General features: G+C 50.1%; 15 protein-coding genes. 7 read left to right on the top strand and 8 right to left on the bottom strand.

Annotated features, from left to right (window positions below):
- Positions 1-70 precede the first annotated feature (70 nt).
- A complete protein-coding gene (locus CPY98_RS02890) occupies positions 71-967 on the top strand; it encodes a LysR family transcriptional regulator (RefSeq protein WP_096386286.1) in 897 nt (298 codons plus the stop codon).
- Positions 968-995: 28 nt separating this feature from the next.
- Entirely contained in the window at positions 996-1,847 is an 852-nt protein-coding gene (locus CPY98_RS02895; protein ID WP_025798937.1) for a DMT family transporter, read from the top strand.
- 52 nt (positions 1,848-1,899) lie between these two features.
- Here CPY98_RS02895 and CPY98_RS02900 read toward each other — a convergent pair whose 3' ends face one another.
- The 3 genes from CPY98_RS02900 to CPY98_RS02910 form a co-directional block, all read right to left on the bottom strand.
- Positions 1,900-2,871, bottom strand: coding sequence for a TerC family protein (locus CPY98_RS02900; RefSeq protein ID WP_025798939.1), 972 nt, complete (start codon positions 2,869-2,871; stop codon positions 1,900-1,902).
- A gap of 406 nt (positions 2,872-3,277) precedes the next feature.
- Entirely contained in the window at positions 3,278-4,000 is a 723-nt protein-coding gene (locus tag CPY98_RS02905) for a glutamine amidotransferase (RefSeq protein ID WP_096386288.1), read from the bottom strand.
- A gap of 141 nt (positions 4,001-4,141) precedes the next feature.
- On the bottom strand, positions 4,142-5,092 hold the full coding sequence (locus tag CPY98_RS02910) for a hypothetical protein (protein ID WP_096386291.1): 951 nt from the start codon (positions 5,090-5,092) through the stop codon (positions 4,142-4,144).
- 302 nt (positions 5,093-5,394) lie between these two features.
- On the opposite strand from CPY98_RS02910, the gene CPY98_RS02915 reads away from it, so the two are divergent.
- On the top strand, positions 5,395-6,318 hold the full coding sequence (locus tag CPY98_RS02915; RefSeq protein ID WP_096386293.1) for a DMT family transporter: 924 nt from the start codon (positions 5,395-5,397) through the stop codon (positions 6,316-6,318).
- 34 nt (positions 6,319-6,352) lie between these two features.
- Here CPY98_RS02915 and CPY98_RS02920 read toward each other — a convergent pair whose 3' ends face one another.
- Positions 6,353-7,390 (bottom strand): Gfo/Idh/MocA family protein, encoded by a 1,038-nt coding sequence (locus CPY98_RS02920; protein ID WP_043490788.1) that lies wholly within the window; start codon positions 7,388-7,390, stop codon positions 6,353-6,355.
- Positions 7,391-7,465: 75 nt separating this feature from the next.
- Positions 7,466-7,969 carry a M48 family metallopeptidase gene (locus CPY98_RS02925; RefSeq protein ID WP_025798947.1) on the bottom strand — a complete coding sequence of 168 codons (504 nt, stop codon included), beginning with the start codon at positions 7,967-7,969 and terminating at the stop codon, positions 7,466-7,468.
- 156 nt (positions 7,970-8,125) lie between these two features.
- Between CPY98_RS02925 and rlmG the strand changes: the two genes are divergently transcribed.
- Together rlmG and CPY98_RS02935 are read left to right on the top strand one after the other, a co-directional pair.
- On the top strand, positions 8,126-9,292 hold the full coding sequence (rlmG, locus tag CPY98_RS02930) for a 23S rRNA (guanine(1835)-N(2))-methyltransferase RlmG (protein ID WP_025798948.1): 1,167 nt from the start codon (positions 8,126-8,128) through the stop codon (positions 9,290-9,292).
- 154 nt (positions 9,293-9,446) lie between these two features.
- Positions 9,447-10,610, top strand: coding sequence for a histidinol-phosphate transaminase (locus CPY98_RS02935; RefSeq protein ID WP_096386296.1), 1,164 nt, complete (start codon positions 9,447-9,449; stop codon positions 10,608-10,610).
- Positions 10,611-10,808: 198 nt separating this feature from the next.
- Here the strand turns inward: CPY98_RS02935 and qseC are convergent, their stop codons facing one another.
- Complete coding sequence (qseC, locus tag CPY98_RS02940) at positions 10,809-12,164, bottom strand: quorum sensing histidine kinase QseC (RefSeq protein ID WP_046449748.1); 1,356 nt, start codon at positions 12,162-12,164, stop codon at positions 10,809-10,811.
- Positions 12,161-12,823: a quorum sensing response regulator transcription factor QseB gene (gene qseB / locus CPY98_RS02945; RefSeq protein ID WP_043490798.1), complete on the bottom strand. Its 663-nt coding sequence runs from the start codon at positions 12,821-12,823 to the stop codon at positions 12,161-12,163. The genes qseC and qseB overlap by 4 nt, the downstream gene beginning before the upstream one ends.
- Before the next feature lie 228 nt (positions 12,824-13,051).
- Between qseB and CPY98_RS02950 the strand changes: the two genes are divergently transcribed.
- On the top strand, positions 13,052-13,456 hold the full coding sequence (locus tag CPY98_RS02950) for a YgiW/YdeI family stress tolerance OB fold protein (protein ID WP_025798956.1): 405 nt from the start codon (positions 13,052-13,054) through the stop codon (positions 13,454-13,456).
- A 66-nt stretch (positions 13,457-13,522) separates the two neighbouring features.
- Here CPY98_RS02950 and CPY98_RS02955 read toward each other — a convergent pair whose 3' ends face one another.
- Positions 13,523-15,544 carry an FAD-dependent oxidoreductase gene (locus CPY98_RS02955; RefSeq protein WP_096386298.1) on the bottom strand — a complete coding sequence of 674 codons (2,022 nt, stop codon included), beginning with the start codon at positions 15,542-15,544 and terminating at the stop codon, positions 13,523-13,525.
- A 294-nt stretch (positions 15,545-15,838) separates the two neighbouring features.
- Between CPY98_RS02955 and CPY98_RS02960 the strand changes: the two genes are divergently transcribed.
- Positions 15,839-17,836, top strand: a complete 1,998-nt coding sequence (locus tag CPY98_RS02960) for an FAD-dependent oxidoreductase (RefSeq protein WP_096386301.1) — start codon at positions 15,839-15,841, stop codon at positions 17,834-17,836.
- The last annotated feature ends 43 nt before the right edge of the window (positions 17,837-17,879 follow it).

Genomic DNA, 17,879 nt, shown 5'->3' on the forward strand with positions numbered 1-17,879 from the left:
CGTCTGGACGTGAGATTGTTAGCCAGTTAATCTGGTCGCCATATTCAAATTTCCTGAATAGAAGGATGCTATGAGTAAAGATCGCGCGCTGACATTGGAAGCATTGCGGGTCATGGATGCCATCGATCGTCGTGGAAGTTTTGCAGCGGCGGCAGACGAATTAGGCCGAGTGCCTTCAGCTTTAAGCTACACCATGCAAAAGCTGGAAGAAGAGCTGGATGTGGTGTTGTTTGACCGTTCTGGTCATCGTACGAAATTTACCAATGTGGGGCGTATGTTGCTCGAACGTGGGCGCATTCTTCTTGAAGCGGCCGATAAGCTGACGACAGATGCCGAAGCGCTGTCGCGCGGTTGGGAAACGCACATTACGGTGGTATGCGAAGCCTTGGTACCTGCCACGCAGCTTTTCCCGCTGGTGGATAAGCTTTCGAAAAAAGCCAATACGCAATTGTCTCTCATGACTGAAGTTTTAGCGGGGGCATGGGAACGTCTTGAGCAAGGGCGTGCGGATATCGTGATTGCACCCGATATGCATTTTCGTTCTTCGTCTGAGATCAACGTGCGTAAGCTCTATAAGGTGATGAGCGTTTATGTTGCCGCTCCTGATCATCCTATTCATTTAGAGCCAGAGCCTTTATCCGACGCCGTTCGGGTGAAATATCGTGGCATCGCCGTGGCGGATACCGCACGTGAGCGGCCCGTGTTGACGGTTCAACTGCTTGATAAGCAACAGCGTTTGACCGTGAGTACCATTGCGGATAAACGTCAGGCGCTTATCGATGGGTTGGGCGTTGCGACTATGCCTTATCCGTTGGTCGAACAGGATGTTGCCGAAGGTCGCCTGCGGGTGGTGAGCGCCGAATACAGTCATGAAACCGATATTATTATGGCGTGGCGTCGCGACAGCATGGGCGAGGCAAAATCTTGGCTCCTGCGCGAGATCCCTAAGCTGTTTATGAACCGCTGATCCTTCAGCGATTTTTTGAGGAGTGAGCATGGATCGTCGCCGTGCGCTATGGCTGATGCACGGGGCTACCGTGCTATTTGGCATTTCAGGTATCTTTGGCAAACTCATTGCCAGCAGTGCCGCCGTCTTGGTTTTTGGCCGTGCGATTTTCGCGCTAGCGGCCATGTCGCTGTTATTGATAAAACTAAAACGCCTACCGTGGCGTGAGCTTGATGCTCGCGGCGTGGGGCGTTTGTGCGCCTGTGGTGCGCTGCTGTGCGCGCACTGGGTGACGTTTTTCATCGCGGTGAAAGTGGGCGGGGTTGCGGTCGGTACGCTAGGTTTTGCCTGTTTCCCCGCCTTTGTGGCGATTCTGGAAGGGCTGCTGTATCGAGAGAAGCTGTCGTCGGCGGAATATGTGTTAATTCTGCTGGTGACTATAGGACTGGTATTGGTGACGCCGAGCTTCAACTTCGAGAACAGCGCAACGGAAGGGCTGCTGTGGGGCATTTTATCCGGCCTAATATATGCAATTCTGGCGTTGGCGAATCGGCATTCGGCGTCCAGCGTGAACGGCACTCAGGTCTGCTGGTGGCAAAACCTTGCCGTTATCGTGCTGTTGTTTCCGTTTACCTATCATGAACTGCCGCTGGTCAGTGCGATGGACTGGATGTGGATTGCCTGCTTGGGGCTGATTTGCACGGGATTAGCATACAGTTTGTTTATCAGTAGTTTACAAGCGCTGAAAGCGCGTATGGCCGCGATGATTATTGCGCTAGAACCGGTGTACGCCATTCTGATTGCATGGGCGTTGTTCCATGAAGTACCAAGCCTGAGAATGGTTTCAGGTGGCTTGCTGATTATCTTTGCGGTGGCTTGGTCTGCAAGGCGCAGAAGTTAACGGCTCTAAGCAAAAAAATGCCCCGGAAAATCCGGGGCATTCCGTTTAACGGTTATTCACTTTGTGATTTCAAACGGTCGTTGCGGCGGTTAACAAAGACGTTAATCACCAGCGTCAGCACTAAAATTCCAGCCACTACGCTTAACGATACTGCGATTGGGATGTGGTATAGATCCATAATCAGCATCTTGAAGCCGATAAACACCAGAATCACCGACAGACCATATTTCAGCATTGAGAAACGTTCTGCCACGCCCGCCAGCAAGAAGTACATCGCACGCAGACCCAAAATCGCAAACAGGTTAGACGTTAATACCAAGAACGGATCGGTGGTGACCGCGAAGATCGCGGGGATGCTATCTACGGCAAAGATAACATCGCTAAGCTCAACCAGAATCAGCACCAACAGCAGCGGCGTGGCGAACAACACGCCGTTTCTGCGAGTAAAGAAGTGCTCATTTTCAATCTTGTCGGTCATGCGCAAATGGCTACGGATCCAGCGCACCAGCGGTTTGTCGCCAATATCGCCGTCGTCATCCTTCGCCAAGGCCATTTTCACACCGGTAAACAGCAAGAAAGCACCGAATACGTACAGGATCCACTGGAACTGGGTGACTAACCAGCTACCGGCGAAAATCATAATGGTACGTAGCACAATCGCGCCTAACACACCGTAAACCAGTACGCGGCGTTGCAGGTTCGGCGGTACTGAGAAGTAGCTGAAGAGCATCAGCCAAACGAACACGTTGTCGACGGCCAGCGCTTTCTCAATGAGATAACCGGTTAAGAACGCCAGCGCCTGTTTGTCGGCAACGACGCGCCCCATGGTTTCGCTGAGATACCACCACAGACCTGCGTTGAACAAGAGGGATAAGCTGACCCATACGAGCGACCAGATGGCGGCTTGGCGCAGCGTCATGGTGGTGGCACCGCGACGCCCCTGCAACAGCAGATCGACGGCGAGCATAATGACGACGATGACGGCAAAACTACCCCAGAGCAGGGGAGAGCCAATGGAATTGATCATGGGAGTATCCTTCGTAACACTCATTAAATACAAAAATCACGATGACGGAGGACGACAGCGACGACTCTTGTCTGAGTTTTAAGCGCACCTCGCCTTCCGGCAAGGTCTCACTTACAACTCGATACCAGCGCATCATGCAACCGCGGTATTCACCGCGCTCAATGACTCTGGTATACATCTAAGCAGGGCGCTTAGATACATTTTAGCCTAAAGCCAAAATGCGTTGCCTGGCAACCGGGTACGCAGCACGCACCGTAATGACGATTAACCAGCAATGAAGTTACTCCCCTTTGCATGTAAGAAAATAATGCAAAATATTTCAAAGGTCAATGTTTGGCGTGGATTAGCAAAGGGAAAACTTGAGCCATGATTTTACATGCTGTAAACCATGGCTCGTTTAAATTTATAAACCGTGAACAAATTCGCGCAGCAATGATTGGCTGACCGGAGTATTGCTAGTACGGCGTTGAATATCGAGGTATTTAGCCTGATGCTGGGGTTCTAGCTCAGCGATCCAACTCATGTAGCAATGCATCACCGGCCCGTTAAATTCAGGATGGAACTGCGTGCTGATCACGTTATCGCGATAGCGGATGATTTGATGCGGATCTTGCTGTGAGCGGGCTAAAGCAACCGCGCCTTCGGGCAAACGAAGCACAGATTGTGAATGTATAAGATTGGCATAGAAGCGCGGCGGATAGTTTTGCAGTGCCGGATCTTGTTGAGCTTCTGGCAACAGCTCGATTTCCAATGTACCAATTTCCAGCCCTTCAGGATGATAACCCACCTCGCCGCCGAGCGCGTGAGCTAATAGCTGATGACCATAGCAGGCTCCGAAAATAGGTAGCCCCATACCGATGGCGTCGCGTAGCCACATCGCAGCGTATTCACTCCACGGCAATAGTTCGGTCACCATCGCTGCTGAACCGGTAATCACCGCACCGCGATAATGTTCAGGGCTAAGCAGTTGTTCGCCTGCAGGAAGATTCACAATCACTACGCTGGACGGATTAATATCGCCCTGCTGCAAAAACATATCGGTAAAACCGCCGTGCTGATGGCGAATAACATCCGGTGCATCACCGGTTTGTAAAATGACTAAGGGTTTTGCCTTAAACTCCGCCATAGAATCTCCTGAATACCGCCGCCGTTGGATATTTTCAAATTAATTGAAGCTTTCAAATTAGACGCTTTTCACACATTTTTCTAATGCCGTTGTGAAATATAGATCGCGTGAAATAAACCGGTACGACTGGGCTGATATTAATTAATACTCAACTTCTATTCTTTTGTCGTCGTCCTCGGGGTCGTCGATGTAAACACGCGCTGTTTTTTTATTAATGTAAAGTCTCCCAACAACAGGTGCAGTTTCCGGATCGCCGGCCCCTATACAGCCCTCGCTTTGGTGATCTTCGCGAATAGGAAAATCAAAAGTGTCGTCTTTATCGCTATCTTCGGTGCTTTCGTAAAAATGGCACTGACCTTGAAGGTTCATAAAAAGGGATAAAATTCTAGCTGCTTTAGCCGCTGAATCTGTATCAACGTTATCGCGAAATTGATCGCCCGAGTTTTTAGCTACAAGCTGGTCGGTTTTGAGCCATCCTTGGATAATTTGGCGATTTTGAGCATAGTAAGTCGCGTATGAAAACCCACTTTTTGTTATCTGACGTTGAACTGAAACTCGGTCTCCTGGAATAACAAATATTTTCTTGTTGATACACTCAGGCGAAGGGGCAGAGTAAAACCACGCATGCCTTGCTCCAGAAACCTGATAATGATTTTTTTCATGCGAGACATGCAGGGCTTCTTGTCCTTGAAATGCGATATCAGATTGTTTTTGGCAACCGGTGGGGGCGTTGAGTGGAGAAGTAACATCTAATAATTGGCTAGCTTGTACCCAGCCTGTAACGAATAAGCCCTGTGCATCACGGAAACTGATGTAGTTGTACTGCTGGGGGACTGAGTGGCGAGTAGAATGGGGATCTCGGTATTCTGTAGCCTCACGGAATACCTGAACGGGATCGCCATTAACCAAGAACGTATTTAGACGACACTGCACATTCGGGGCTGAATAAAGATAAACGCGGTCAGAGGCGGTTACCTGTTGAATTTTATGTACATAACTCGCGTTTGCTGCCGCATCTATCACATCATTATGGCAACTTGCATAAAGTGGAGAAGTAAATAAGAAAAGGATAAAACATAGTCGTAGGGACATTGGGGCGCTCTCTGGCACACAAATAGGCAGCCGAATAAATGAACGTGTATTTTATCTTCAATGAGATTCAAATTGTGTGCATTATCATTAAACTCTCTCTTAACTTTCAAATATGAAGAGAAGTAGTATTTCCTATAAATTCATCGTATTACATAGTATTTCCTCTTATCCCACACTGATTTTTAGGGTATAGCCATCTTGTGGTATTAAAAAGGCTATTGCGTTTTTGTTTTGGAGATCCAAGTATGAAGCCAATAAATGACGTGATAATAAGCACGATTGATAATAATTAGGACATCAAAATGGCCGTAGCAGGAAAAGCCGATCCGTTGGCGTTTGGGGGATTGGTGTTGTTAACGCTGATCTGGAGTTATAGCTGGATCGCGATGAAGCAGGTCACGCTGTATATCGGCGCCTTTGATTTTACCGCGCTGCGTTGTGTGTTCGGAGCCTTATTACTGTTGGTGGTGTTAAAACTGCGTGGTCGCGGGATGAAGCCAACGCCTTTTGCTTACACGCTGGCTATCGCTGTGCTGCAAACTTGTGGCATGGTTGGACTGGCTCAGTGGGCGTTGATCAGCGGCGGGGCCGGTAAGGTCGCCATACTAACTTACACTATGCCGTTTTGGGTGGTGATCATGGCGGCACTGTTCTTGGGTGAGAGAATGCGTCGCGTACAGTATCTGGCCATTGTGGTGGCGGCGATTGGGCTTTGTTTAGTCTTACAGCCGTGGAAGCTGACGGGTGAGTCATTGAAAAGCGCAGTGCTGGCCATTCTTTCCGGCATAAGCTGGGGGGCGAGCGCTATTGTCGCTAAACGCCTGTACCAACGTCATCCTAAGGTAGATTTGCTGTCGCTGACCACATGGCAAATGGTGTACGGCGCGATCATTATGAGCGTGATTGCGTGGCTGGTTCCCGAGCGCCCAATTGTGTGGGATCCGTATGTCTATTTCGCATTGTCGTACAGTGCCATTTTGGCCACAGCGCTGGCGTGGACGCTATGGCTATTCGTGTTGAAGAACTTACCGGCGGGCATTGCAGGCCTGAGCACCTTAGCGGTACCAGTGTGTGGCGTGTTGTTCTCTTGGTGGCTGCTGGGTGAAAATCCGGGGGTGATTGAAGGGGGTGGTGTTGTGTTAATCGTGCTGGCGTTAGCGGTATTAAGTTTCGGCGGTAAACGCGTGGCGAAAGCTCAAATTCAGCAGGTTAAACCTATTCGTTAGTCAAAAGGCCTCTAATACTAGAGGCCTTTTTTCATTACCCGCGAGTATTCGGCACAACCACGGTTTCAGGTGGAATCGCGGCATCGGCCGGGAATTCAACCCCGGTCAGCGCGCGCACCTGCGTTAGGATCTTCGCCGTGCTGCGCGATACGTTGATCCCCGCATGATCAATGCTTTGATATTGCACCAGTTTGGCAAACACTTCCGCCTCGTAATACATGGTGTTTTCTTGCTGGGTTTGGCTGATAACTTCAGGCTGACCACCGCGCGGTGTAAATGTCACTTTCTGGCATTCAGATATTTTTTCGATAACTAACGTGCCATCTTCACCCTGAATCTCGCTTGGGATATCTGAATTGCTGACCTTGGAGTGGAAAAGAACCACGTCGAATCCCTCGCCAGCGCCGTGACCTGCGTAGTTCATGCTGACGTGCCCATGGGCATCCACACCGGAATCTAACAGCGTGGCGCTGGCGTTAAGGCTGTCCGGTTCGCCAAACAGAGAGACTGCGCTGGCCAAGCAATAGTAGCCAATGTCCATAATCGAACCGTTTGAAAACGCAGGATTAAAGGTATTTGGGTTTTCGCCGTCTAAATAACGCTGGTAGCGAGAGGAATATTGGCAGTAGTTCAGGAACACCTTGCGCAGTTTCCCCAAGCGCGGCAGCGCCTGTTGGATCGCTGAGAAGTTAGGCAGGTAGGCGGTTTTAAACGCTTCAAACAGCACGACCTGATTCTCATGTGCGCAGGCGATCATACTTTCGACTTCATGCACGTTGGACGCTAACGGCTTCTCACAGATGACATGCTTTTTATGCTGCAACATCGCCAACGTATGTGGATAGTGGAAAGAGTTTGGGCTGGCAATATAAACCGCGTCAACCTGAGCACAATTGCCGAGATCGTCGAGCGAATCGAAAAAATACTGGGCTTTATTTGGCTCGCCAAAAGCGTATGCCTGCGCTAAATGACGTGAATACACAGCGGTCAGCTGCATTTTCCCCGTGGCATGCGCGGCGTCGATAAAGCTCTGGGTAATCCAGTTGGTTCCAATAACGGCAAAGCGAATCATGGGCGTCTCCGATTGGGAAAATAAGATTTTTCACAGAGTAGCATTTCTTGGATTAATTCGGCGACGCTGGGCAAATTAATACAGCGCGCCAACCAGTTCTAAATGCGTGAGATACATGCGGGTATCGAACTCAAGCTGGTGGTAAGCGGGTTCCATATGGCAGCACAGGTTGTAAAATGCTTTGTTGTGTTCTTTCTCGCGCAGGTGCGCCAGCTCGTGAACGACGATCATACGCAGAAAAGCCTCGGGCGCATTTTTGAAGACGGTCGCAACACGGATTTCAGCTTTTGCTTTTAACTTGCTACCCTGCACGCGCGAAATGGCGGTATGTAGCCCTAATGCATGTTTGAGAACCTGAATTTTGCTGTCGTAGCCCACTTTATTAATTTGCGGCGCATTACGCAGATACTGATTTTTGAGATCGGTAGTGTATTGATAGAGTGCGCGATCGGTGGTGAGCTGGTGTGGCTGCGGGTAACGCTGCAATAAAACAGTCCCCAGACGTTGCTGGTCGAGCAGTTGGCGAACCTGCGTTTGCAGATGTTCAGGATAGCCGGCCAGATAAGTCAAAGACGTCATATTCAATTCCTTCAGGTACAATAGCGGACTATTGTACGTCATGCGCGTGACATAACAATTCTTGAGCACGGTGCTCGGGCGGTTAAGACCGTCACATCTGCACGATAATTTATTTTATTCTGCCGCTTAATCAAGCGGATAGATTTTGGAGGGGCGATGAGCCAACTCGAACCGATCTCCGGTTTTTTTGAAGAAAATGGCCTTGAGCTAGAACGCTACCCACAGCAGTCTGATGATCCAACGCTTCAGGCGTGGGAAGCCGCCGATGAATATCTGTTGCAGAGTTTCGATCTGTCGCAGGCAGAAGGTCGTCCGGTGATTGTGTTCAACGATGCCTTTGGCGCGTTGGCTTGTGCACTGCATGGTCAGCAGTTATACAGCGTGAGTGACTCTTATGTTAGCCAGTTGGCAACGCGTCATAATCTTGGCCTGAACGGCATGGATGACGACACGGTCACCTTGCTTGATAGCCTTGCGCCCCTGCCACAGGCACCTGCTTTGGTGCTAATCAAAGTGCCAAAAGCGTTGGCATTGTTGGAACACCAGTTGCGTGCGCTGCGTGACGTGGTTGCGCCAGATACCGTAATTGTTGCGGCGGCAAAAGCGCGTGATATTCACACCTCAACGCTGCAGCTGTTCGAAACTATTCTGGGTGATACCCATACTTCGCTGGCATGGAAAAAAGCCCGTTTGATCCACTGCCAAGTGGCCGAACGTAGCCCCGCGCCTGCGCAGCCAACAACCGTTTGGCCTCTGGATCTCTGCGGCACTGACGAACCTTACCAGATGCATAACCATGCATCGGTCTTCTCCCGTAGCAACTTAGATATCGGCGCTCGTTTCTTCCTTGAGCATTTGCCGAAAGATATCGAAGGTTCGATTGCGGATCTGGGCTGTGGTAACGGCGTTATTGGCCTGAAGGCGCTCGAGCTGAATCCAAACGCAGATATGCTGTTTTGTGATGAGTCATACATGGCCGTTGCCTCAGCGCAGATGAACGTTGAAGTTAACCGTCCGCAGGATATGGATCGCTGTGCGTTCCGCGTCGGCAACGGTTTCTCTGGCGTAGACGGCGGCAGCCTAAACGCGGTGCTGTGTAATCCTCCGTTCCATCAGCAGCATTCCATTACCGATCAGGTCGCGTGGGATATGTTCGTTGGGGCGAAACGTTGCCTGAAAATTCACGGTACGCTGTATATTGTGGGCAACCGTCATCTGGATTACTTCCACAAACTGAAGCGTTTGTTTGGCAACTGCACCACCATTGAAACCAACAAAAAATTTGTGGTTTTAAAAGCGACTAAACTCCCTCCGCGTCGTTAGTTAAATTCGCTATATTTGAATTTATAGTCATAAAAAGTGCATAACATATTGTGTTGTGCACTTTTTCTCGGTTATGCTCAGTCCTACAGCCGTTTCGCGGCTGGTCAAAATAACGCTTCTTAAAATAATTAATGTTGCTGACAGGGACTTTGCCATGGATCGTCGTACTCTTCTTAAATCTTCAGGTGCTATTCTCGGTGGGTTAACGCTCAGCGGTTTGATTAATCGCGCGCAGGCGGCCACTCCGGCAAACGCTGCCGTTATTTCGTTTCCGACTGAAAAAAATCCGCTGCTATTAAATTTCAATGAAAACTCATTGGGGATGTCTGCGCATGCCAAACAAGCGATTGTTGATTGTTTGCCGACCGCATTTCGTTACCCTGATGCGGCACGCGCCGAGCTGATTGAACAGATAGCAGCACACTTCGGCCTGAAGAGTGAAAATATTACTTTGGGCAATGGCTCATCGGAGACGATCCAAGCCGCGGTTCAGGCGATTGTCTTGCAGGCTCAACAGCAGCAGAAAAAAGTGCAGGTGATCGTTCCCGATCCGACCTTTAACTATGCGGAGCTTTACGCTAAACCGCTGGGTGCTGAAATTGTCAAAGTCCCGCTGAACGCGAAACTTGAGTTTGATCTGGCGACTATGCAGGCAAAAGCAGCCGGTTTTGCGGGTAAATCCATTGTCTACCTGTGCAACCCAAATAACCCAACCGCTACGATTACGCCAGCCGCTACCATGGATAGCTGGATAAAAAGCGCGCCAGCTGACACATTTTTTATTGTCGATGAGGCCTATGCCGAGTTTGTTAACGACTCGGCATTTAAAAGCGCCATCGGTTTGGTACAAAGCGGGCAAAAAAACCTAATCGTGACCCGCACCTTTTCCAAAATCTTCGCTTTGGCGGGGTTACGTATTGGTTACGGTATCGCGGCACCTGAAGTCATTGCTCAGGTGGAAAACTTTGTTTCATTGGATAACACCAACACCGCCGGAGCGGTAGCGGCGTTGGCTTCATTGAAAGACAAAACTTTTGTTGCCATGAGTCGCAAATCAATCGATCTGTCGCGCCAGATCGTGACATCAATGCTTGATGAGTTGAATTTGGAATATGTACCGTCGCAGGCAAACTTTATCTTCCATAAAGTGAACGGCGATGTGAAAACCTATCAGGATCGTATGAAGCAGCAAAATATCTACGTTGGCCGTGAATTTCCACCGGCGGTGGGCTGGAATCGCTTAACTTTAGGCACCCCGCAGGAAATGCAGGTGTTTGTCAGCGTGCTGAAATCGTTTAGAGCGAAAGGGTGGGTGTAAGCATCGCTTAATGGACCCCTTTGGAGCTCTGCCCCCACCCCGGCCCTCCCCCTCACAGGGGAGGGGGCTGAACGGTGTTGCCAGATAAATTGCCATCAACTTTTGCTTTGGTAGATGCAGTGTGGCGATAACGTGGAATGCCGTATGCTCCTCCCCTTATGAAGGAGGAGGCTGGGAGGGGGTCTTACATCGATCTTGTTACCATCTGACTTCCACTCTAAATCCCCCATTTTCTCCATCGCTAAAATGCGTGGTCATGCCATGCAGCGTGGCGATGCGTTGCACGATAGAAAGGCCTAAACCGCTGCCGGTTTTTTCTTGTCCCGGTGGACGGAAGAAGCGCTCGCCAATGCGTTTTAAATATTCAGGGCTAACGCCAGGGCCGTTGTCTTCCACACTAAAACTGTGGGCATCTAAGGTAATGGTGACGGTGCTGCCGCGTGGGCTGTATCGAATCGCGTTATCCAACAGATTACGCACCAACAAGGCGAGTAAAAGCGGCTGTGCTCGTCGAGGCGGTGGCGTTTGGCGAATATCCAGCATCAGCTCTACGCCGCTGGTTCTCGCTTTGTGGTAATGGTCCATCACGCCGGTTTGTAGAACGTCTTGCAGAGCAATGTCATGCACATCGTCCAAGCCAGATAGCGAATCCAGCCGCGAAAGCGTCAGCAACTGATCCACAAGGCGAGTGGCGCGGTCTATGCCTTCCGTGAGGTTGGTTAATGCGTGCTCGCGCATTTCGGCGTCGTCTTGCGCGAGCTGTGCGACTTCGGTTTGTACCTTGAGCGCCGCGAGTGGGCTGCGCAGCTCATGCGCTGCATCGGAGGTAAAACGACGTTCGCGCACCAGCATATCTCCGGTACGGGTGAAGAGGCTGTTAAGCGCTTCAACCAGCGGTTTCACTTCGCTAGGAATCGCGTCCAGCGGGAGCGGCGTTTCGTCATCGGGGCGGCGCTGATACAGGCGTTTGGCTAACCTTTTCATTGGGGCTAATTCACGAGTGACGAGCCAAATCAGCAGTAACACCATGATCGGTAATGCGATTAACCACGGCAAAAGCTGAGCCTTCACAATGTCGATGGCCATCTCTTGGCGATAATCCCACTCTTGACCAACTACCACGCGGTACTTCCCATCAGGCGTGGTTAGCCATACTAAACGCCAGAGATCTTTATCACCTTGTAATGTTCCTTCGGTAAAGCCGTCGCGTCGATAGTGATACTGTAAATCGGGGCCGTTATCGCCATCGTTCAGCACCATTTTTCCTTCTACGGTAAAAATAGCGAAGGCCAGCGCGTCGTCATCTAAGTCGCCGTGGCTGTGGCGCACCATTTTTTTACTACGCGGTAGTTGAGGGCTTTTAACCGTCAGATCGCCAATATTAAGCGCTGTTAGACGCTTGGCGAACAGCATTTGCTGGGTATCAAAGAGTTCATCAACGGTATCGCGGGTTTGATTCCACGCTAATGCGCTGGCGCAGGCCCACGTGATGACGATAAGCACAATGAAACCTAAAATGAGCCGCAGTCTCAGGCTAAGCGTTAGCGCCTTCATGACGCTTCCCCTAGCGTATAGCCGATGCCATGGACGGTGCGGATAAAGCTACTGCCGAATTTTTTTCGCAAATGATGGATATGCACCTCGATGGCATTGCTGGATACATCATCGTCCCAGTTATAGATTTTCTCTTCGATCAGCGGGCGAGGCAGCACGCGACCTTCATTGCGCAATAACAGTTCCAGCAACGCAAACTCTTTTGGTTTCAGGTATATCGGTTCGTCGTTATAGGTCACGGTAAGATTGATGGGATCGAGTGAAACCGAGCCGTGATCCAACGTTGTTTGCACCTGCCCATGACGGCGGCGGATGAGCGCCTGCAAACGTGCGGCGACTTCAATGAGCGCAAACGGCTTACACAGATAGTCATCCGCCCCTTGCTGCAAACCGGCCACGCGCTGTTCTAGCGCATCGCGAGCGGTAAGGATTAGCACTGGTTCATCATGGCCGTTTTGACGCCACGTGCGCAGAATATCGAGCCCATCCATACCGGGTAGGCTCAGGTCGAGCACGACGGCGTCGTAGGGAGCAGAGTCCAACGCGCTGAGCCCCTGTTTCCCTTCGGTGAACCAGTCAACGCTGAACCCCATTTTAATCAAACCGGCTTTAATGCCGTCGCCGATCAGTTTGTCATCTTCAATGAGTAATACCCGCATAACTGCGTCCTTTATGCTGTGCTGTATGGTTTTATCTAACTATTTGGCAAGGGCTTTGTACAGCGTAATACCGTGCGGATCCAGCGTCGTAGGCAGTTTTAAAAAATAAAGTTGGTTAAACTACGAGCTTAAGATCTTGTTAAGAACTCTTTGGTGTAATGCATTCCGAAGAGCAAAAACAGCTCACTGTTGATGCTGACATTAATCCCATTAAGAGAGAGAAAAATAATGAAAAAATTAGCCGCTCTAGTCGCCATTCTTGCCGTTTGCAGTGCTCCTGTGTTGGCCCAAAACGGTGGTTTTTCTGACCCTAATGCTCCCGCAGCTCAAACGACGCAGACGCAAGCTGCCGGTGGATTCAATGGTCCCAATGCAGGCGCGATGACGGTCGAGAAAGCCAAAACCATGAGCGATGATACTTGGGTTACCCTGCGCGGGAACATCGAGCAGCGTATTGGTGGCGAGCACTACACGTTCCGTGATGCAACCGGCACCATGAACGTAGATATCGACCATAAGCGTTGGAACGGGCAGACCATCACCCCGAAAGATACCGTGGAATTGCAGGGGAAAATTGATAAAGACTGGAACTCGGTTGAGTTGGACGTCAAACAGATCACTAAAGTGAAATAAGATTCAAATTCCAAGGTGCTTGGCATGCGTCATCCTCGCGGAAGTGAGGATGACGCATGAATGCGTTTAGATGGCCAGCGCGAGTCGGGTTCCTTGGTCTATCGCGCGTCGAGCATCCAGCTCGCGTGCGATATCAGCGCCGCCAATCAAATGTACGGTTTTGCCCATCTTCTGCAATGGCGCCAGCAATGCCTGCTGAGATTCTTGCCCTGCACAAATAACGATGTTGTCTACCGGCAGACATTCAATTTGCCCATCGCGCATCAGATGCAAGCCTTGCTCATCAATATGATGATAATGGGCTCCGTTTATCATCGTCACGCCGCGTTTTTGCAAACTCGCACGATGTATCCATCCGGTTGTTTTTCCCAGTCCTTCACCCACTTTGCTGGTTTTACGCTGCAGTAAATAGATTTTGCGTGGGCTATGCGGGAAATGCATTCCGGCTGCGGCTAGTCCTCCACGTTGTTTTAACTGTAGATCGATGCCCCATTCTTCGGCAAAGGCGACGCTGTTTAGGCTGGTGGACTGACCGTATTGGCTGAGGTATTCGGCGGTATCAAAACCAATGCCGCCAGCGCCAATAATGGCCACGCGTTTACTAACCGGAAGTTTGTCGCGCAAAACCTGCGCATAGCTCAGCACGTGAGGCATATCGCTACCGGGTAAATCTAAATAGCGCGGAATAATCCCCGTCGCCAAAATAACTTCATCGAACTCGGTGAGGTCTTGAGCCTCAACGCGCTGACCTAGCCGCTGTTGGATATTATGGATAATCAACAAGCGCTTAAAATAGCGTAGCGTTTCATGAAACTCTTCTTTGCCGGGGATCTGCTTGGCGATATTAAACTGACCACCAATCTGATTATCCGCCTCAAACAGCGTGACGTGGTGGCCTCGCTGTGCCGCGGTGGTCGCGAATGCTAAACCGGCAGGGCCAGCGCCCACCACGGCGAGGCGTTTAGGTTTTTCTGCGGCGGTCATCACGAGCTCGGTTTCATGGCAGGCGCGTGGGTTGACCAGACATGATGTGAGTTTGTGCTCGAAGATTTGATCAAGACAGGCCTGATTACAGCCGATACAAACATTGATTTCATCGACGCGGCCGCTGGCCGTTTTTTGCACAAATGCCGGATCGGCCAAAAATGGGCGCGCCATAGACACCATATCGGCGCATCCGTCCGCCAGCACGGCCTCGGCAACGTCGGGGTGATTAATTCTATTGGTGGTGATGAGAGGAATTGAAACCTTGCCCATCAAACGACGTGTAACCCAGCTAAATCCGGCGCGTGGCACCATGGTGGCGATAGTAGGAATGCGCGCTTCATGCCAGCCAATACCGGTATTGATAAGCGTGGCTCCGGCGTGTTCCACCTGAATCGCCAATTGTTCAATTTCTTTCCAATCAGAGCCTTCCTCGACGAGATCCAGCATCGATAGGCGATAAATGATAATGAATTCTTGCCCAACGGCGGCACGCACGCGGCGCACACACTCCACGGCAAAACGCATGCGGCGCATGAAATCGCCGCCCCAATCGTCGTCGCGCTGGTTAGTTCTGGCGGCAAGAAACTGGTTAATCAAATAGCCCTCAGAGCCCATGATTTCAACGCCGTCGTACCCTGCGTGCTGCGCCAAGCGAGCGCACTGAGCGAAATCAGACAGCGTTTGCTGAATCATGTCTTCGGTCATTTCTATCGGCGGATAAGGGTTGATCGGGGCCTGTATAGCCGAAGGCGCGTGAGGCTGCGGTTGATAGCTGTAGCGCCCCGTATGCAGAATTTGCAGCGCTATTTTTCCACCGGCCTGATGTACCGCGCGGGTAATGATTTTATGATGCGGGATCTGGTTTTCGTGATCCAATACGGAAGCGCCAGCATGCACCACGCCATGCTGATTTGGCGCGATGCCTCCCGTCACAATTAAGCCAACTCCGGCCCGCGCGCGTTCCGCGTAAAATTCAGCTAAACGCCTGCTGCCGTCAGGATGTTCTTCGAGTCCTGTGTGCATCGAACCCATCAGGACGCGATTTTTTAAGGTAGTAAACCCGAGATCTAGTGGTGCGAGCAGATGAGAGTATTGATTCATTCGGGCTTTCCTTGTTAGCACAGGCTGAAGCAGCAGTTTTCTGGTCGGATGAGTTTTTTAAATCTAGTCTCTCTGTGGGGCTTTGAAAGTAATATGTTAATGAACTGTGATTTACCGCAACATTGTGCTGGTGGAAAGCTGAGAAGCGTGACTTAGTTTGGATAATGAGGGGCGCTGTGTTTGCTTCTCTTTGCATTTATATGGCTTAAAAATGAGCATTAAAACGCAATAAACCTATTTTTAATATGGGTATACCAGTTTGGTAAATCTATATAATTAATAGGAAGCTAACTAATGTCGAATTTAGATCCGCTGTTTGAGTCCATTACTATCAAAAATGTCGAAATGAAAAATCGCTATGTGATGGCCCCTATGGGAAATGTGGGCCATGCTGATGCACAAGGTGCTTTTAGCCAAAGCGCGGTAGAGTATTTTGTGGAAAGGGCTAAAGGTGGGGTAGGTTTAATTATTACTGGACTGTGTGATGTTGCCCCCCACATTGAAGGGATTACGCCAGGCCACATGCCGTTACCGACGTTGAACCCCAATGCTTTTTCATACAGTGCTATTGAGATGACAGAGCGGGTGCACGCATGGGGCAGCAAGATTTTCCTCCAATTAACGGCAGGATTTGGCTATTCAGGCAAATCATCGGTGGCTACCAACCCTGTCGCACCATCTCCTATGTCGAATCGCTGGCAGCCAGAAATTCAGCACCGTGCGTTGGCAAGAAGTGAGATTTATCAGTTTATTGAAGGCTTTGTGCAAAGCGCCAAAATCGCGCAACAAAGCGGCTTTGATGGTGTAGAGATCCATGCCGTGCATGAAGGTTACCTATTAGATCAGTTTACTATCGCCTTCTATAACCAGCGACAGGATGAATTTGGCGGCAGCCTCGCCGCACGGCTAAAATTCCCAATAGAAATTGTTAAAGCAATCAAAGCTGCCTGCGGTGAAAATTTTCCCGTAGCGCTGCGTTTTAGCCTGAAAAGTTTCATTAAAGATCATCGGCAAGGTGCAGTACCTAGTGAGACATTTGAGGAAAAGGGCCGCGATATCGAAGAGGGGTTACAGGCTGCTAAATTATTAGTCGATGCTGGTTATGACGCGTTGGATGTGGATGTTGGAACCTATGACTCGTGGTATTGGAACCATCCGCCCATGTACTTCGGCAAGAAGGGTATCTATCTTGAGTTTTCGCGCTTGCTCAAACAGGCAATCAAAGTACCGGTCATCGTCGCTGGTCGAATGGATGACGATGCGCTGGCGCGTGAGGCTTTGCTCAACGGTGATTGCGATATGGTGGGGTTGGGGCGTCCGCTGCTAGCCGATCCTGAGTTACCAAATAAAGTTCGTCTTAATCGCACTGAGGATATTCGTCCGTGTCTTTCCTGCCATGAAGGGTGCATGGGACGATTTGCCCGAGGTGGTCGTCTTAGCTGTGCGGTTAATCCAGCCTGTGGTCGTGAGGCGATTTATAGCATTACTCCGGCTCTTAAACGCAAGCATATTATCGTTGCTGGCGGCGGTATTGCGGGGATGGAGGCCGCTCGTGTGGCTGCTTTACGTGGCCATCGCGTTGATCTGTATGAGCAAAATAGCGCTCTGGGGGGCGTTGTTATTCCTGGAGGAATGCCTCCTTTTAAATCTGATGATCATGATTTATTGCGTTGGTATCAGCAAACGCTGCTAAATGCTGGTGTAGAAATTCACTTTAATCATAAAGTAACACGCAGTGAACTCCTTTCTATTCAGGCTGATGCCATCATCATCGCTACTGGGGCAAATCCGATCGTTCCCTCAATCAAAGGATGTGAAAATATCCCAACCTATGCCGCTAGTGATGTATTAATGAACACTGAATTAGCCGGGGCGCGTGTGGCAATAATTGGTGCCGGATTGGTGGGGGCCGAATTGGGACTATGGCTCAAACGGTTGGGGCGACAGGTGGTATTGATTGAAGCTAGCGCTAATATTTTAGGTGGTAATGCGCTACCCGTAATGAATGCTGATATGTTGACCGATTTGCTGCGTCACGAGCAAGTTGAGATCCATTGCCAAACTCAGGTCTCCGAGATTGTGCCTACAGGCATAATTACTGAGAAGTTAGGTGTAAAGCAGCATTTTGAGGTTGATACCGTTGTTTATGCTGTGGGGTATCATAGCGAGAATCGTCTGTGGAATGAAATAAAGGATGACGGATTAGACTGTTATCTTCTAGGCGATGCTAAGCGTGTGAGCAATATTATGTATGCCATTTGGGATGCCTATGAGGTTGCGCGTAATCTGTAATGTTTAATCTATTTTTACTGCCGATAATTGTCATCGGCAGTAA

This window comes from Hafnia sp. CBA7124 (assembly GCF_002355555.1).
Classification (GTDB): Bacteria; Pseudomonadota; Gammaproteobacteria; order Enterobacterales; family Enterobacteriaceae; genus Hafnia; species Hafnia alvei.

Bases quoted from the DNA above. Each gene is read 5' to 3' on its own strand.
- qseB (WP_043490798.1), bottom strand. From the start codon at position 12,823: ATGCGGGTATTACTCATTGAAGATGACAAACTGATCGGCGACGGCATT.
- CPY98_RS02950 (WP_025798956.1), top strand. From the start codon at position 13,052: ATGAAAAAATTAGCCGCTCTAGTCGCCATTCTTGCCGTTTGCAGTGCT.
- rlmG (WP_025798948.1), top strand. From the start codon at position 8,126: ATGAGCCAACTCGAACCGATCTCCGGTTTTTTTGAAGAAAATGGCCTT.
- CPY98_RS02910 (WP_096386291.1), bottom strand. From the start codon at position 5,092: ATGTCCCTACGACTATGTTTTATCCTTTTCTTATTTACTTCTCCACTT.
- CPY98_RS02920 (WP_043490788.1), bottom strand. From the start codon at position 7,390: ATGATTCGCTTTGCCGTTATTGGAACCAACTGGATTACCCAGAGCTTT.
- CPY98_RS02895 (WP_025798937.1), top strand. From the start codon at position 996: ATGGATCGTCGCCGTGCGCTATGGCTGATGCACGGGGCTACCGTGCTA.
- CPY98_RS02905 (WP_096386288.1), bottom strand. From the start codon at position 4,000: ATGGCGGAGTTTAAGGCAAAACCCTTAGTCATTTTACAAACCGGTGAT.
- CPY98_RS02955 (WP_096386298.1), bottom strand. From the start codon at position 15,544: ATGAATCAATACTCTCATCTGCTCGCACCACTAGATCTCGGGTTTACT.
- CPY98_RS02925 (WP_025798947.1), bottom strand. From the start codon at position 7,969: ATGACGTCTTTGACTTATCTGGCCGGCTATCCTGAACATCTGCAAACG.
- CPY98_RS02890 (WP_096386286.1), top strand. From the start codon at position 71: ATGAGTAAAGATCGCGCGCTGACATTGGAAGCATTGCGGGTCATGGAT.
- CPY98_RS02935 (WP_096386296.1), top strand. From the start codon at position 9,447: ATGGATCGTCGTACTCTTCTTAAATCTTCAGGTGCTATTCTCGGTGGG.
- qseC (WP_046449748.1), bottom strand. From the start codon at position 12,164: ATGAAGGCGCTAACGCTTAGCCTGAGACTGCGGCTCATTTTAGGTTTC.
- CPY98_RS02915 (WP_096386293.1), top strand. From the start codon at position 5,395: ATGGCCGTAGCAGGAAAAGCCGATCCGTTGGCGTTTGGGGGATTGGTG.
- CPY98_RS02960 (WP_096386301.1), top strand. From the start codon at position 15,839: ATGTCGAATTTAGATCCGCTGTTTGAGTCCATTACTATCAAAAATGTC.